Source organism: Aeromonas sobria, assembly GCF_050266975.1.
GTDB classification, from domain to species: Bacteria; Pseudomonadota; Gammaproteobacteria; order Enterobacterales; family Aeromonadaceae; genus Aeromonas; species Aeromonas sobria_B.
Genome location: NZ_JBKISU010000039.1, coordinates 21,533 through 38,015, shown reverse-complemented (window position 1 = coordinate 38,015; position 16,483 = coordinate 21,533). Strand labels below are relative to the sequence as shown.

Annotated in this window: 11 protein-coding genes and 1 pseudogene; 3 read left to right on the top strand and 9 right to left on the bottom strand. The window is 63.9% G+C overall.

Annotated features, from left to right (window positions below):
- The first annotated feature begins 468 nt into the window (after window positions 1–468).
- Window positions 469–1,665, top strand: coding sequence for an NnrS family protein (locus tag ACLHZ1_RS18475; RefSeq protein WP_427263251.1), 1,197 nt, complete (start codon window positions 469–471; stop codon window positions 1,663–1,665).
- 3 nt (window positions 1,666–1,668) lie between these two features.
- Here ACLHZ1_RS18475 and ACLHZ1_RS18470 read toward each other — a convergent pair whose 3' ends face one another.
- Window positions 1,669–2,250: a helix-turn-helix domain-containing protein gene (locus tag ACLHZ1_RS18470; RefSeq protein ID WP_427263250.1), complete on the bottom strand. Its 582-nt coding sequence runs from the start codon at window positions 2,248–2,250 to the stop codon at window positions 1,669–1,671.
- A 90-nt stretch (window positions 2,251–2,340) separates the two neighbouring features.
- On the opposite strand from ACLHZ1_RS18470, the gene ACLHZ1_RS18465 reads away from it, so the two are divergent.
- On the top strand, window positions 2,341–3,486 hold the full coding sequence (locus ACLHZ1_RS18465) for a benzoate/H(+) symporter BenE family transporter (protein WP_427263249.1): 1,146 nt from the start codon (window positions 2,341–2,343) through the stop codon (window positions 3,484–3,486).
- Between the two features lie 72 nt (window positions 3,487–3,558).
- Here ACLHZ1_RS18465 and metF read toward each other — a convergent pair whose 3' ends face one another.
- A complete protein-coding gene (gene metF / locus ACLHZ1_RS18460; RefSeq protein ID WP_041997414.1) occupies window positions 3,559–4,449 on the bottom strand; it encodes a methylenetetrahydrofolate reductase in 891 nt (296 codons plus the stop codon).
- A gap of 327 nt (window positions 4,450–4,776) precedes the next feature.
- Here metF and ACLHZ1_RS18455 point away from each other — a divergent pair, with 327 nt between their 5' ends.
- Entirely contained in the window at window positions 4,777–5,634 is an 858-nt protein-coding gene (locus tag ACLHZ1_RS18455; RefSeq protein WP_427263248.1) for a GNAT family N-acetyltransferase, read from the top strand.
- Window positions 5,635–5,726: 92 nt separating this feature from the next.
- Here ACLHZ1_RS18455 and ACLHZ1_RS18450 read toward each other — a convergent pair whose 3' ends face one another.
- The 7 genes and pseudogenes from ACLHZ1_RS18450 to ACLHZ1_RS18420 all read right to left on the bottom strand — a co-directional run bounded on the left by ACLHZ1_RS18450 (window position 5,727) and on the right by ACLHZ1_RS18420 (window position 16,281).
- Entirely contained in the window at window positions 5,727–7,190 is a 1,464-nt protein-coding gene (locus tag ACLHZ1_RS18450) for an ABC transporter substrate-binding protein (protein ID WP_427263247.1), read from the bottom strand.
- A gap of 8 nt (window positions 7,191–7,198) precedes the next feature.
- The gene (locus ACLHZ1_RS18445) at window positions 7,199–9,178 is read right to left on the bottom strand and encodes a methyl-accepting chemotaxis protein (RefSeq protein WP_427263246.1); all 1,980 of its coding nucleotides are present in this window, start codon (window positions 9,176–9,178) and stop codon (window positions 7,199–7,201) included.
- 175 nt (window positions 9,179–9,353) lie between these two features.
- The gene (locus ACLHZ1_RS18440) at window positions 9,354–9,965 is read right to left on the bottom strand and encodes an OmpW family outer membrane protein (RefSeq protein WP_427263245.1); all 612 of its coding nucleotides are present in this window, start codon (window positions 9,963–9,965) and stop codon (window positions 9,354–9,356) included.
- 833 nt (window positions 9,966–10,798) lie between these two features.
- A pseudogene (gene uvrA / locus ACLHZ1_RS18435) lies at window positions 10,799–13,624 on the bottom strand (excinuclease ABC subunit UvrA); the annotation flags it as partial.
- An 83-nt stretch (window positions 13,625–13,707) separates the two neighbouring features.
- Window positions 13,708–14,151 (bottom strand): curli-like amyloid fiber formation chaperone CsgH, encoded by a 444-nt coding sequence (gene csgH / locus ACLHZ1_RS18430; RefSeq protein WP_427263244.1) that lies wholly within the window; start codon window positions 14,149–14,151, stop codon window positions 13,708–13,710.
- A complete protein-coding gene (locus tag ACLHZ1_RS18425; RefSeq protein ID WP_427263243.1) occupies window positions 14,151–15,725 on the bottom strand; it encodes a curlin in 1,575 nt (524 codons plus the stop codon). Before ACLHZ1_RS18425 ends, csgH begins: the two co-directional genes overlap by 1 nt.
- A gap of 34 nt (window positions 15,726–15,759) precedes the next feature.
- Window positions 15,760–16,281, bottom strand: coding sequence for a curlin (locus ACLHZ1_RS18420; protein ID WP_427263242.1), 522 nt, complete (start codon window positions 16,279–16,281; stop codon window positions 15,760–15,762).
- Window positions 16,282–16,483: the final 202 nt, after the last annotated feature.

Here is a 16,483-nt window from a genome sequence, read left to right as displayed (position 1 = left end):
TGTTCGACTTCTTATTGCTAAGAAATCGTCTTGGTCACTTCACCAGACATTGAAAATCAACAAAATTGTTTGATGTTCGATGCTGTGAGTGCCCACACAGATTGCTTGATTCAAATTGTTAAAGAGCATCACGCTTATCGCGTTGAGGAGGCGCATCTTACGCTCCTCACTTCGAAAGTCAAGCGGTTGTTTTCGCCTTTCTTTCGGCGCCCACTTCGCTAGGAAGCTGGCTCATCAATGCGGCGTGTTCCGCCGTGCTGGTAGGGGCGCATTATAGGGATGGCGCGCCCGCTGGCAAGGGAAGAATGACAAAAAGATGACAGAAAGAGTGCGTTCGCTCAGATATGCAGCAACCCTCCGTTTCTTTGCTCACAATACCGGCAATCCAGGCGCTGACCGGAATTGAATTGAACATTTGAGGAGCCTCTCTATAATAGCCATTTCAAATGTCAATTTAAGGTTGCCGTCATGCATCAGATTCTGGATAGCCGCAAGGAAGAGCAGATTGTGCCTCTGTTCCGTCTGGGGTTCAGGCCTTTCTTCCTGCTCGGAGCCCTCTTCTCTACCTTGGCCATGTTGGGGTGGCTGGCACAGCTCAATGGCTTGCTCCAGATGCCGGGTATCGGCAATCCCATCTGGTGGCATGCCCATGAGATGCTGTTTGGCTTCGGCGCCGCCATCGTCGCAGGCTTTCTGCTGACCGCAGTGCAAAACTGGACGGCCCACCCCGGCGTACGCGGCTGGCCACTGGCCTGGGTGGTGGGCTTATGGGCGGCGCCGAGGTGCCTGCTCCCCTGGCTGGGCGAGGGAAATCCGGTGCTGATGATGGCGGATCTGGCCTGGCTGCCACTGTGCGCCTGGTTTCTGGCCAAACCCATCATGGCGACTCGCCAATGGCGTAACCTCTTCTTCGTGCCCCTGCTGCTGGTGTTGACGCTGCTCAACGGGGCAAGCTGGCTGTGGCATGAGCAGTGGATCGTCACAGAACATCTGCTGATCACCACAGTGCTGCTGTTCACGACCCTGATTGCCGTGATGGGCGGACGCGTCATTCCCTTCTTCACCGCCCGCGGCACAGGCCGGGAAAAAGCGGCGCCGCTGTTGTGGTTGGAGCGCGCAGCCCTCGCATCCCTGTGGCTCATCCTGTTGATCTGGCTGCTGCTGCCCACACCATGGATCACCAGCATCTACATGGTGCCTCTATATATAGCGGCGGCCGGGTTGCATCTGTGGCGACAGTTGCGCTGGCGCCTGCCGACGACGCTCCCCCACCCCCTGCTGTGGTCACTGCACCTCGCCTACCTGTTTATCCCCCTCGGCCTGCTCGCCCTCTCGGCCCAGGCGGCTGGGCTGGCCATCTCCCTGTCCCTGGCCAGTCATCTGCTCAGCGTCGGCTGCATGGGCACCATGATCCTGGGGATGATAGCGCGGGTGTCGCTCGGTCACAGCGGACGTGCCTTGCAGGTGGGCCGCCGGATCAGCTGGGCGTTCGCCATGGTCATTGCGGCGGCAGGATGCCGGGTACTGATCCCGCTGTTCTGGCCCGGCCACACCCTGCACGGCTGGAATCTCAGTGGCCTGGCCTGGTCCTTGGCATATGGCCTCTTCGTCTGGATTTATGCCCCCATATTGACCAGCCCCAGGGCCGACGGTCGCCCGGGCTGAGCATCAAGGCCGCTCGGGAGACTGAGACGACGGGTAGTGGATCAGGTTATGGAAGATGGCAGGGACCTCCCCCAGATTGCGGTAACCATGGGGCCGATCGGCGGCGAAACGCACCGCCGCCCCCTGCTCGAGCAGACGCCACTCCCCGTCTACCAGCACCTCCATGGCACCGCTGATGACGATGACATGCTCGGTCACCCCCGGCTCATGGGGCTCTGACTCGCGCCGATAGCCGGGCAGCAGGGTCAGCTCGAACAGCTCGAAACCAAAGCGCCCCTCATAAGGGAAGAGGGGGGCCACCTGCATGCCCTCCCCGGCGGGTTGCTGGCGAATGGCATCGACGGTGCGATAGAGCACATCGTCCTTCGCCGTGGGAGCCGGCTCGATAAAGCTGGAGAAGGAAACCCGAAAACCGGTCGCAATCTTCCACAGCGTCGCCACCGTGGGGCTGGATTCGCCCCGCTCAATCTGGCCAAGCATGGCCTTGCTCACCCCGGTGGCTCGCGCCGCCGCATCCAGGCTCCAGCCCCGCTCGCCGCGCAGCGCCTTCAGTCGCTGTGCCAGGTGTTGATTCATGGTCTGCATTCGATGCGCTCCTTGTGCGCTATAACGCCCAGCCCTATACTCGAGCCCTATTGTACGCAATAACGCACACGCAGACACAAGGATGTCCCCATGCCCCTCGCCCTCCCCCACCTGGTCGCCGGCTTCATCGCCGTACTGGTCGGCTATACCAGCTCGGTCGTGCTCATCATACAGGCGGCCGCTGCCGCCGGTGCCGACGCGGCCCAGACCGCCTCCTGGCTCTGGGCCCTTGGCATCGGCATGGGGCTGAGCTGCATCGCCCTCTCCTTCTATTACCGCACCCCCATACTGACGGCATGGTCGACGCCGGGCGCCGCCCTGCTCATCACCAGCCTGGGCCAGTTCACCCTGGCCGAGGCCATCGGTGCCTTCCTGCTCTCTTCCCTGCTGATCACCCTGTGCGGCATCACCGGCTGGTTTGAGCGCTTGATGAGGCAGATCCCGGCCAGCCTGGCCACCGCTATGCTGGCCGGGATCTTGCTGCGCTTCGGTTTGGATCTGTTCAAGATAACGCCCCAGGATCCCCTGCTGATCGGCGTCCTGCTGCTGGGCTTCATCGCCGCTCGCCATCTCTGGCCGCGCTATACCATGGTGGTGGTGCTGGCGGCGGGGATCCTGCTGTGCGGCCTGCGGGGGCAGCTGCAGCTGAGCGGGCTCGGTTGGCAGCTGGCCAGCCCGGTCTGGATGAGCCCAAGCTTCTCCCTCGATGCCCTGTTTGGCATAGCCCTTCCCCTGTTCATCGTCACCATGACCTCCCAGAACATGCCGGGCATCGCCATCCTGCGGGCCCACGACTACTCTGTCTCCTCCTCTTCTCTCATCGGCTGGACCGGCATCCTGGGCGCCGTGCTGGCTCCCTTCGGCGGCTTCGCCTTCAATCTGGCCGCCATCACGGCCGCCATCTGCATGGGCAAGGAGGTGGATCAGGATCCTTCCCGGCGCTGGGCGGCTCCGGTCTGGGCCGGCGGCTTCTACCTGCTCAGCGGCGTCTTCGGCGCCACCGTGGTGACCCTGTTCAACGGCTTCCCGCCCACCCTGGTCACGGCCATAGCGGGATTCGCCCTGCTCGGCACCATAGGCAACAGCCTGCACGCGGCGCTGCAGCAGGATGAAGAGCGGGAAGCCGCCCTGCTCACCTTCCTGATCACCGCCTCCGGCATCAGCCTGCTCGGCGTGGGGGCCGCCTGCTGGGGGCTGCTCATCGGCTGGGGCCTGTATCGCCTGCGCCGCTGCTGAGCTAACGGCCCGTCATGCAGACAGCAAAAAGCCAGCCCGATGGGCTGGCTTTTTGCTGGAGGCTGATGGGGCTCACCCCTTGGGGCGCACCCCCAGGGTGTGGCAGATGGCGTAGGTCAGCTCTGAGCGGTTCAGGGTATAGAAGTGGAAATCCTTCACCCCCTCCTGGCTCAGTACCCTGACCTGATCGATGGCGATGCTGGCGCCCACCAGGTTGCGGGTCATCTGATCGTTATCCAGCCCCTCGAAGCGCTGGTGCATCCAGCGCGGCACCTTGACGTTGGTGAAGCCGGCGAACTTGGCCAGGGTCTGGTAGTTGGAGACCGGCAATATGCCCGGCACTATCTCGGCATCGATGCCGATGGCGGCGCAGCGATCCCGAAAGCGCAGGTAGGTCTCCACGTCGAAGAAGAACTGGGTGATGGCGCGGTTGGCACCGGCATCTATCTTGCGCTTGAGGTTGAGCAGATCGGATTGGGCGCTGCGCGCCTCCGGGTGCACCTCGGGGTAGGCCGCCACCGAGATATCGAAGTCCGCCTCCGCCTTGAGCAGGGCCACCAGATCCGTGGCATACATCTCCGGTTTGTCCACACCCTGGGGCAAGTCCCCGCGCAGGGCGACGATGTGGCGTATCCCGCTGTTCCAGTAGTCACGGGCGATGGTGCGCAGCTCGTCGCGGCTGGCATCGATGCAGGTCAGGTGCGGCGCGGCAATGAGGCCGGTGCGCTCCTTGATGTCCTTGATCACCTTGTGGGTGCGATCCCGGGTGCCGGAGTTGGCGCCATAGGTCACGGAGACGAACTTGGGTTCGAGTACCTTGAGCCGCTCTATGGATTGCCAGAGGGTATTCTCCATCCCTTCGCTGTTGGGTGGAAAAAACTCGAAGCTGACCCCGATATCGCCGCTCAAATCGGCCAGACTCTGGTTGAGTGCCTCAACCTGACGTGCACTGTGAAATCCCATTCCTCTACTCCCTGACCTGCTCGCTGCTCTTCATGACGCCGGTGAATGTCTGGACGTCTAAACGTCTTGCTATCTTTAAGATAAAGCGTTCGAATGTCAACTAGGAAATGTAAAACGGCACAAAGGGATCCATATGCAGACTTATTTATCTCGTTATTGCGAGTTGGCTCCCATGCCAAAAGCGTTTGGCTCGGGTTATGATGGCGACGGATCGTCCTGGACGTTCTGAATCTGCGTGTGATTGTTTGGCCGGAGCCCGACTCCGGCCCCTTTTCAATATCCAGCCTCCCCTGCCGATAACCCAGTATCCGCCAAGAGGAGCTCATCATGGATAGCCACCCCGGCTTCGCCACCGACCTGCTGTTCGATCGCTATCAGGGCGAGGTCAGCCAGCACCCCGGCTTCGCCACCGACCTGCTGTTCGATCGCTATCAGGGCGAGGTCAGCCAGCACCCCGGCTTCTGGGCGGTGCGCACCCCTTCTGCCCCCGATTACTACTTCGGCAACTATCTGCTGCTGAACACGGCCCCGAGCGATCGGGACAAGGGCTGGCTGGAGCAGAGCTTCGATCTCCTGGTGGCCCGGGATGCCGGGCTTCGGCATCGCACCTTCCAGTGGCCCCTGGCCGAGGGGCAAAACAGCCGGGTCGCCGGCTTCGTCGCCACCGGCTACCAATACATGGAGTGCGTGGTGCTGACCCTGACCTCTGATCGGTTGATCGCCCCCCCGGCCAGACCCGAGCTGACTGTGCGCCCCCTAGCGGCCAGCGAGTGGGCCGACTGGCTCGCCCTCGAGCTGGAGGAGCGTGAGCCCGACTACCCGGCCGAGCGCTACCTCGCCTATCTGGAAAACCGCCAGCGTCTCTATCAGGCCATGATAGCCGACGGCCTCGGCGACTGGTGGGGACTCTGGCATGGCAGCGAACTGGTCGCGAGCTGCGGCCTCTTCTTCACCGCCAGTCAGGGTCGCTTCCAGCTGGTACGCACCCGGCGGGCCTGGCGCAATCAGGGATGCTGCAAGCAGCTGCTGGCCCGGGTCGCCACCCAGGGCCTGGCCCGGGTACCCTCCCTGGTGATAGTGGCGGATGAGCAGTATCACGCCCAGAAGGTCTACCGTGACCTGGGCTTCACCCCCAGGGCCCGCATCGCCAGCCTGTGCCGCTGGCCCAGGGACGAGGCGATCTGATCCCCGCACACATCCAACTGAAACGGGAGGCCAAGGCCTCCCGTTTCAGTTGCATCACTCAGCCCCGGCCGCTGCGGGCCGCGCCCTCTTGGTCACTGGCTCTCCAGGGCCTGGGCCAGCGCCGCCTCGACGCCGGGCAGGGAGGCCGCAGGCAATGGCGCCGCCTCGGCAGTGCCCTGGGCCGGCGCCACGGCGGCCTGGGCGGGAAGCGGGGTCTGATCCGGCACGCTCGCGGCCGCCTGGATCACCGGGCCAGGAGCCGCATCGCTCGGCGCCGGGGCCGGGGCCTCGCACAGGCAGGGCGCCCCCTTCTTGCCCTGGTTACCCTGATGGGGGCCATACCAGCCCTTCAGCTCCTGCTCCAGCTTGCTCGCCGCCCCCTGGGGCGTCTGGCTGCCGAGCAGCACCGCCTGGCTCTGGCTCGCCAACTCATCCCCCAGCTTGGGTTCTCCCCGGGAGAGGATCTGGGTCGCGACCCGGATGGTCGAGTCACACTTGTCCCGCCACTCCATCATCTCCCGCGCCGCCGGGTTGTCCACCTCGAAGAAGTGGTTGGAGAGGGAGAAGAAGCCGGGCAGGGCATTGGTATACAGCTCGGCAAACTGGGCACTGGTCAGCCACTGCAGGAAGGCCATGGCGGCCTCCTTGTTCTTGCTGGCGGGATTGAGCCCCATGCCGATGTCGGTGTGATCGGTGAAGAAGCAACCGTCCCCCTGCCTGGCCACGGGGGGCGGCATCACCCCGAAATCCAGCTTGCCGGTGAAGGGGGCGATTTCCCAGGATCCCGCCGCATAGAAGGCGGCCTTGCCGGAGGTGAACAGCTCATTGGTCGCGGCATAGTCGCGGCTCTCGCCCCCCTCGCCGAGATAGGTGCGCCAGCGGGCCAGCTCCTCGAACACCTTGACGTATTGCGGGTTGTCGAGCCGCTCCTGACCGTCGATCAGCGCCAGCCGTCCATCCTCCCCCTGCCAGTAGTTGGGCCCTATGTTCTGGAAACCCAGCTCGGAGGCGACCCAGCTCTCGCTGCCGCTCATGGCGAGCGGCACATAGCGGCCATCGGCCTTCACCTTGTCCAGCGCGGCGAAGAAGGCGTCGCGGGTCTGGGGCACGGTCAGCCCCAGCTCGCTGAAGATCTGCTTGTTGTAGAAGAAGCCGTGAATGACGGAGGCCATGGGCACGCAGAAGGTCTGCGCCCCCGAGTCGGTCTGCCAGGGGGACTGGGCAAAGCTCGGGAAGTTCTCCATCCCGGCCATCTCGGTCAGCTCGGCCAGATGGCCCGCCTTGAACAGGGCCAGGGAGTCGTCAAACGGGCGACAGGTGATGAGATCCCCCGCCTTGCCTGCCTTCAGGCTGGCCCACAGGGTCGGCATGTAGCTGACGTTCTGCACGCCGTTGAATCTCACCTGGATGCCGGGGTGAGCGGCCTCGAAGGCCGGGATTATCTTCTGCTCCCACAGGGCCTTGTCATCGATGCGCCAGCTTTCGATCACCAGCTCGCTGGCCATCAGCTGACCACATACCAGGAGACTCAGGGCCCCGATCCACTTGTTAGCCATAAGTCCTCTCATACCTTGAAATGGGCGATCAATTGCTGCTGCTTGCCCGCCAGATCCGCCAGCACTTCACTGCTGCCTGCCGACTGGCGCGCTTCCCGTTCTGTCTCGTAGGCCACCTCGGCGATGCCGGCGATGTGGCGCGCCACCCCCTGGCTGACCGAGATCTGCTCCTGGGCGGCGTGGGCGACCTGATCCGCCATCGACTTGATGGCGCTCATCCGATCGGCGATGGATTGCAGGGCGGCATCCATCTGGCGGGTCTGATCGACGCAGCTGCCGGTCTGCTCCTGGCTGCGCGCCATCACCTCGACCACCTGGTCGCTGGCGCTCTGCAGGTTCTCGATCATGGCCTGGATCTCCTCCGTGCTGGTCTGGGTCCGGTTGGCCAGGGCCCTGACCTCGTCGGCCACCACGGCGAAGCCGCGACCGGCCTCACCGGCCCGGGCCGCCTCGATGGCGGCGTTGAGGGCCAGCAGGTTGGTCTGCTCGGCGATGCCGCGGATCACGTCGAGTATGCTGCCGATGTTGTGACTGAACTCCCCCAGCTTGTGGGTGATGCCCATCGCCTCGGCCATAGCCCCGGCCAGCTCCTCGGTGAGGCGGCGGGTGGCGGCGACCTGATGGCGACCGGCCTTCGCCTCCTCGTCGGCGAGATCCACCTCGTGCCGGGTGCCATCGGTGGAGCGGGCCACCTCGGTGGCGCTCACCTCCAGTTCCGTGATGGCGGCGGCCACCTGATCGGTCTGGCTCTTCTGATCCTGCACCCGGGCCATGGCCCGATCGCTTATCTCGGCGGCGCGGCTCGCCTCCTCCACCAGATGGCGGGAACCGGCATTGATCTGGGCGAGCAGCTCCCCCGTCTTGCCCGCCAGGGTGTCGATGGAGCGGGAAAGACTGCCGAACTCGCAGCGGCTCTGGTAGTCGATGCGGCGGGTCATGTCCCCGGCCGCCATCAGGCCGAGCTCATGGTCGATGCGCTGCAAGGGGCGTTGAATGCTGCGGGCCGTGGTGTAGCCGATGAGCAGGGCGGCGCCGGCGGAGACGGCGGCCACCAGCAGGATCCAGACGCTGGCGCTGCTGACGGCATCATCGGCCAGGGCGCGGCTCTCGCTGGCGATGGCGCCCGCACTCTTGCCCATCTCGTCGAGCTGGTTCAGGCTGCTGACCAGGGCGGTATCCAGCTGCAAATTGAGTTGATCCAGGGAGGCGGCGAGCTGCTGGCCCTGACGCATGGTGGCGAGCAGCCCCTGCTTGCCGAGGGCCAGCTCCTGCATCCTGTCCAGATTGGAGACGAAGCGCTGCTTGACGTCGGCGGGCACATCGACCCGCTCCAGCCGCTTGCGGGCCATCTCTATGTCCTTGCCGAGCACCCGCTCCAGCGCGTTGAGGTCGGTTTCCCCATCGGCGCGGCGGATGTTCTTCAGATCCCGGGCGATGCCGGAGGTGATGAGTTCGGCCTTGTTGCGCATGGATCGCTTGGCGGCAGCCTGCTGCAGCAGCAGATCCGCGGCCCACTGGTAGGTATCCTCCAGGCGAATGAAGGCCATCTCCAGCTGCTGGCGTCGCGTCAGCAGCGCGAGCCACTGGCCATGCTGGGCCATCACCTGCTCGGCCAACCCGTAGAACTGCCCCGTGGCCTGCTCCACCCCGGCGAAACGCTGACGTGCCTCGGCCAGCTCGGTGAAACGCCCCATCTGCTGACTCAGGGTCTTGAAGCCTGCCTCTTGCTGCTGGAAGCGGCCGGCCAGCTCAGGCAGCTTGCTTGCCTGTTCGCTGGCGCGGTACTCCAGCACCCAGCGGTTGCTGTCCTGCAGCGCCCCCTTGAGGCCAGCCACCGTGATGACCAGGGGGGTGGCGGTATCGGACACCTGGGAGAGACCCTGGCTGATCCCCCGGATCTTGAGGGCGCTGACTGCCCCCAGCAGGATTAGCAACAGCAGCATCAGCACAAATCCGGCGATGATCCGCTGCACGATAGACAAACCCATGAGACATCCTCACTCGTTGGGAAAGAGACAGTACAGGGGATATCGGCCGGGCGGCCCATTAGTGGAGGTGGGAGAGGTGAATTTATGATGTTTTTATGGCAAGGGAATCAATAGACGCCCACAAAAAAGCCCGGCGCAGCCGGGCGAAAAGGACGTGCAGTGCAAGTAAGTGTCATTAGAAGCGATAGCCGACGCCGACCATGAAGGCCATGGGGTCGATGGAGGTCTTGATCCCCTCGCCGCCATTGACGTGCACCTCTGTGTCTATGTCCATGATCCAGGCGGAGCCGTTGACGAACCAGCGATCGTCGATCGCCATGTCGAGGCCAATCTGACCCGCCACGCCCCAGGAGTCATCCAGCTTCACGTCCGCCCCATCGAGGGCGCCCTTGCCCTTCTCGCTGAAGAAGGTGGTGTAGTTGATGCCGATGCCCACATAGGGACGCACCCTGCTCTGGGCATCGCCGAAGTAGTATTGCGCCATCAGGGTCGGCGGCAGGTGCTTGACCTTGGCAACCTCCCCCAGCTCCGGGGTGCTCACCCGGTGGGAGAAGGGGGTGGCCGCCAGCAATTCGACCCCCCAGTTGTCGGTGATCAGGTAGGAGAGGGTCAGCCCGAGCTGCATGTCGTCATCGACCTGGAACTCGCCCGTGCCCAGCACATCGTCGCTGCTCTCCTGGGGAGAGACGAAGGCCAGGCCCCCACGCACCAGGATGTCGCCGGCCTGGTGGGCCATGGCGGGGGCGGTAAAGGCGGCTGCAAGCATCAGGGGAAGAAATTTGTTCATCACCAAGTTTCCTTTTTTAGTTTTTCATTCTGGGTTGTAAGCAAGGCGACTATAAAAGGATGTGACGGGCTGGTTATTGATTTGGCGCAAAAGTTACCAATAAATAGATAGATGTACGAAATAGCTTACCTGATGCGTAATCCATCTTATTTTCACTCACAACGATTTGATTTTTAATAACTTTAACTTTCATCGTGAATATAATTTCAACTTTAAGCGGCAGAGTGAATATAGGTTCTGTGATCCAGGTGGCTTATTCGCCGCCTGCCGCACCGCGCGCCACCCGGCTATATTTCCCGCCACCACCCTTATCCGGCCGTCATGGCGCCTGATACGCCTCCCTTGGCCGCCATCCCTCGCCGGGCCGGGTTTCCTGGGCGCCCATCCCAGAGAGGAGCCCACAGGGCCCTCATATCAAAGAGGGGCCATCAGGCGCCCATGCCAAAGAGGAGCCATCAAGCCCCCATATCAAAGAGGGGCCATCAAGCCCCCATATCAAAGAGGAGCCATCAAGCCCCCCATATCAAAGAGGGGCCATCAAGCCCCCATATCAAAGAGGGGCCATCAAGCCCCCATATCAAATAGGAGCCATCAAGCCCCCCATATCAAAGAGGGGCCATCAAGCCCCCATATCAAAGAGGAGCCATCAAGCCCCCCATATCAAAGAGGGGCCATCAGGCCCCCCCATATAAAAGAGGGGCCCGCAGGCCCCTCTCGCTGGACGCTGGCAGCGCGTCCTCACCGAACAGGACGGCTGGCCGTCATTCGCTCTGCTCGCTCTTTTGCGCCTTGCGTTTGCGTGCAGGCTGGCTGGCCGATGTCCTGGCCGCCTGCTTCGCCAGCAGGGGGGCCAGGAAGCGGGCCGTGTGGGACTCCTTGTTCCTGGCCACCTGCTCCGGGGTGCCCGTCACCAGGATGCGGCCACCGCCGGCGCCCCCTTCCGGCCCCAGATCCACCACCCAGTCCGCAGTCTTGATGACGTCCAGGTTGTGCTCGATGATCACCATGGTGTTGCCCCGATCCCGCAGCTGGTGCAGTACCTTGAGCAGCTGCTGGATGTCGTGGAAGTGCAGGCCCGTGGTCGGTTCGTCCAGGATGTAGAGGGTCTTGCCGGTGTCCCGCTTGGAGAGCTCCCGCGCCAGCTTGACCCGCTGCGCCTCGCCGCCGGACAAAGTGGTGGCGGACTGGCCGAGGCGGATGTAGGAGAGGCCCACGTCCATCAGGGTCTGCAGCTTGCGCGCCACCGCAGGGACAGGGTCGAAGAAGGCGCGGGCATCCTCCACCGTCATCTCGAGGATCTCGTGGATGTTCTTGCCCTTGTACTTCACCTCCAGGGTCTCGCGGTTGTAGCGCTTGCCCTTGCAGACGTCGCAGGGCACGTAGACGTCCGGCAAAAAGTGCATCTCCACCTTGATGACCCCATCCCCCTGGCACGCCTCGCAGCGGCCCCCTTTCACGTTGAAGGAGAAGCGACCCGGCTGGTAGCCGCGGGAGCGCGCCTCCTGGGTGCCGGAGAGCAGCTCGCGGATCGGGGTGAACAGGCCGGTATAGGTGGCCGGGTTGGAGCGCGGGGTGCGGCCGATGGGGCTCTGATCGATGTCCACCACCTTGTCCAGCTGATCCAGCCCCTCGATGCTGCGATAGGGGGCCGGGGTGGACTCGGTCGCCTTGTTGAGCTCCCGGTGGGCGATGCGAAACAGGGTGTCGTTGATCAGGGTCGACTTGCCGGAGCCGGAGACGCCGGTGACGCAGGTCATCACCCCGATGGGCAAGTCCAGGTTGACGTTGCGCAGGTTGTTGCCGCTCGCCCCCTTGAGCTTGAGCCAGCGGTCGGTGAGCGGAGTGCGCTCGGCCGGCACGGCGATCTCCTTGCGCCCGGAGAGGTAGTCACCGGTCAGGGACTCGGGGTTATTGATGATCTCCTCCGGCGTGCCCTGGGCGACGATGGCGCCGCCATGCACGCCGGCCCCAGGGCCTATGTCGAGCACATGGTCGGCGAGGCGGATGGCATCCTCGTCGTGCTCCACCACTATCACCGTGTTACCGAGATCCCGCAGGTGAGTCAGGGTGCCCAGCAACCGCTCGTTGTCCCGCTGGTGCAGGCCTATGCTGGGTTCGTCCAGCACATACATCACCCCCACCAGGCCGGCGCCGATCTGGCTGGCCAGCCGGATCCGCTGGGCCTCGCCGCCGGAGAGGGTCTCGGCGCTGCGGGACAGACTCAGGTAGTTGAGGCCGACATTCACCAGGAAGCCGAGCCGCTCGACGATCTCCTTGAGGATCTTGTCCGCTATCTGGGCGCGCTGGCCGGTCAGGTTCAAGCCTTCGAAGAAGGCGAGGGCGTCGCCGATGGACTGCTCGGCGATGGCGGGCAGGTTGCGGTTGTCCACGAAGACGTGGCGGGCTTCTTCCCGCAGCCGGCTGCCGCCGCAACTGGTGCAGGACTTGTTGGCGATGTATTTCGCCAGCTCTTCGCGCACCGAGTTGGATTCGGTTTCCCGGTAACGCCGCTCCATGTTGTGCAATATCCCCTCGAAGGGGTGCTTGCGCACCACCACATCGCCGCGATCGTTCATGTAGCGGAATTCGATCTCGGTGCGACCCGAGCCGCGCAGCACCACCTCCTGCACCCGGGCGGGCAGATCCCCCCAGGGGGTCTCCAGATCGAACTTGTAATGATCGGCCAGGGATTTGAGCATCTGGAAGTAGTAGAAGCTGCGCTTGTCCCAGCCACGGATGGCACCGCCGGCCAGGCTCTGGCCCGGATCGTGGATAAGCTTGGCGGGGTCGAAATACTGCTGCACCCCGAGGCCGTCACAGGTGGGACAGGCGCCGGCCGGGTTGTTGAAGGAGAAGATGCGCGGTTCGAGTTCCGACATGGAGTAGCCGCACTCCGGGCAGGCGAAGTTGGCGGAGAAGGTCATGGCTTGCACCTGCTCCTCCCCGTCCATGGGCACCACCAGCACGATGCCGCCGGAGAGGGTCAGCGCCGTCTCGAAGGATTCGGCCAGGCGCAGGGCCAGGTCATCGCGCACCTTGAAGCGGTCCACCACCACTTCTATGGTGTGCTTCTTGTGCAGCTCCAGGGTGGGGGGGTCGGAGAGGTCGCACACCTCGCCGTCGATGCGGGCGCGGATGTAACCCTGGGCCGCCAGGTTCTCCAGCAGCTTGCTGTGCTCCCCCTTGCGGTTGCGCACCACGGGAGCCAGCAGCATCAGCTTGGCCCCTTCGGGCTGGGCCAGCACCTGATCCACCATCTGGCTGATGGTCTGGGCCGCGAGCGGGATGGCGTGAGTCGGGCAGCGGGGCTCGCCGACCCGGGCGAACAGCAGGCGCAGGTAGTCGTAGATCTCGGTGATGGTGCCGACGGTCGAGCGCGGATTGTGGGAGGTGGACTTCTGCTCGATGGAGATGGCAGGCGACAGCCCCTCGATGTGGTCCACGTCCGGCTTCTCCATCAGGGAGAGAAACTGGCGGGCATAGGCGGAGAGGGATTCCACGTAGCGGCGCTGCCCCTCGGCATAGAGGGTATCGAACGCCAGGGAGGACTTGCCGGAGCCGGAGAGACCCGTGACCACGATCAGCTTGTCGCGGGGCAGAGTCAGGTTGATGTTCTTGAGGTTGTGGGTGCGGGCACCCCGGATCACGATTTTTTCCATCTTGTTGCGCGCTCGATACGAGAACCAGAGCGGGCCAGTATGGCATAGAGACTACTGGATGAATAGACAGTCCAGGCGGGAAATCACGCCCGTTGCGGGCAGCTGAAATGCTGCTCCTGCTCGCTCAGCAGCGCCTCCCCCTGCCACAGTTGCACCCTGACCCTGACCCGGTAGGGGCAGCTCAACCCCAGACTCAGCCGGCCCAGGCCATGGGGGCGATCGGGGAGCAGCCTGACCTGCCCTCCCTGGCGCTGATGGCTCTGCCCGGCGGCGCCTTCGCTCCACAGATCCAGAGTGAAACCCAGGATCAGGGCCTGGTCGCTTTGCAGGGTGGGGGCCAGGGAGAGGCCGGTGGGGGTCGCTATGGCATTGAACTGCACACTGGGGACTGGGGTCATCTCGCTCTCCTCGGCCCGGGCGGCCAGGGTCATCAGCAATGGCAGGGGCAGCAGGCACCGCCAGAGGTGACGCCCGCGCCGCAGCGGAAATGAAAAAGGGGCCCGCAGGCCCCCGAACATGAGACGCATCAGTTGCCGCCCTGGTAGACATAAGCCTGGTTGTTGCTGCCGTACACATCGACCTGAGCCGTATTGTAGCTGGCGGTCTGCACCACATCGACCAGGTTGTTGCCGCCATTCATGCCGGCGTTGACGTAGACATCGGCCACATGGTGGTTGCCGGTCTGGCTGACGCTCAGCTCGTTGTCGCTGCCCAGATAGGATTCGACGGAGGCGCTGTTCATGTCCCCGGTCTGGGTCACGGTCACGGTCGAACCCGAGTGGGACGCATCGGCATAGGCCCAGTTGTCATTCCCGGTCTGGGCCACGGTCAGCTCGTTGTCCGACCCCCAGGTCCAGGCGCCCTTGCCTTCCACGTCACGGGCGGCCGCCACCTGGTTGCGATCCCCTTGCTGGTCGATGGCGATCCGGTTGTTGCTGCCCGCCTCCTGCTCCGCGTTGGCGTAGTTGTCATTCCCGTGCTGATCTATGGTCACCACGCCATCTGTGCTGCTGGCCAGCTGCTTGACCACGGCATCGTTGCCATTGCCCTGCTGATTGATGCTGGCCTGGTTGCCCACGCCCTTCTGCTCGGTGTCGGCCAGGTTGCCTTCACCCACCTGGAGTATGCTGGCCTGTTCGCCGGCGCCGCCCTGATAGGCGATGGCCAGGTTGTCATCCCCCAGCTGATCGATGGTCAACCCGTCGTCATGGCCGGTCTGACTGGTTTCGATCTCGTTGCGGTTACCCACTTGAGTCAGGGTGGCGCGCTCGTTGTTGCCGGCCTGGTGGGCGGTCAGGGTGTTGCCCTCACCGGCCGCCGAGCCGGACTGGGCCGTGCTCACATAGCCATCGACGCCGCTCTGGTTGACATAGGCCTTGTTATCGAGATCGCGCTGGTCGACCAGGGCCTCGTTGCCACTGCCGGACTGGGTCACCTTTGCCAGGGTTCCCTCCGGATAGGCATAGCCATAGTGATTGGTGGCCTGGGTGACGCTGGCCTTGTTCAGGCTGCCGGACTGGGCGACCTGGGCTTCGGCGCCATCGGCGATCTGCTGGGAGACGCTGGCCTCATGGCCGTTGCCGAGCTGGCTGACGTTGGCGATGGCCTTGTCGGACCAATAGTTGTTGAGGGTGGCGTCGTTGTGATTGCCCACCTGGCTCACGGTAGAGCTGGCACCATCACCGTTGTCCTGCATCACGTCGGCGTTGTTGTGGTTGCCGATCTGTGCCACGGAGGCATGGGATCCTTCGTTGAACACCTGCTGGGTCACGGTGGCGACGTTGAAGTTGCCCGTGCTCGCGACCTGGGCCAGGGAGCCCGCCGTGCTGGACTCCTGGGTCACCAGGGCGTCGTTGCCGACCCCGACCTGCGCCACGCTGGCCTCGGACTCACTGGTGTTCTTCTGGATGGTTTTCGCCTCGTTGTCGGCCCCCAGCTGGCTGATGCTCGCCTCGTTGTGGTTGCTGTCGTCGATCTGCTCGACCATGGCTAGGTTGTTGTTGCCGGTTTGGGCGACCGTGGCCTGGTTGTTGGCGGAGGCCGCCCAGACGCTGGAAGTAGCCAGCAATACGGCGGAGGCGATGATGGTACGTTTGAACATGATTTCCCTCTCGTGCTTTGGTGTGAGCCTGAGCTCAGTTGGTTTGGACTACTCTCACTTGCTGGTTGACCCCCGCCTGAATGACGGTGGCCGCCAGGCCGCTGCCGCTCTGCTCTATGGTGGCCAGGTTGCCATCACCGAGCTGAACCGCCCGCGCCCGATTGTCATACCCGCTCTGGCTGATCCAGGCCTGGTTGTCCAGGCCCTGCTGCCACAGCCAGATCTGGTTGCCGACGCCGGCCTGGTAGAGCTCGGCACTGTTGCCGACCCCGAGCTGGACCGCATCGACCCAGTGGCTGTCGCCGACCTGCTCCAGGCTCAGCCGCTGCCCATCCCCGCGCTGCATCAGGCGCACCTGGTTGTCGTTCCCCGACTCGCCGAGCAGCAGCTCGTTGTCCGTGCCCAGTTGCCACAGCCGGGCCTGATTGCCCTCCCCGCGCTGCAGCAGCTCGAGTTCGTTGTCTTGTCCCAGTTCGCTGGCCGGGGCGAGATCCTGCGCTGCCACGGGCAGGCCGAGCAGGCTCAGGGTCATCAGGAGAGGCGTCAGGTATTTCATCTGTGATTACCTTGTTGAAGTGCGGGTCCAGTATCCCCAGCCCCCGGCCGGGGGACCATCAGGCACACAGCTGATTCGAGGCTGATTCGGATCTCGGCCCGCACTGGGAAGAAAGTGTGAGGAGAGGCTGAGACCCGCCCTCTCCACGGCAGGCGTCATGAAAAAAGGCCCTGAGCGGGCCTTTGAAGAGCAGATGGGGAGG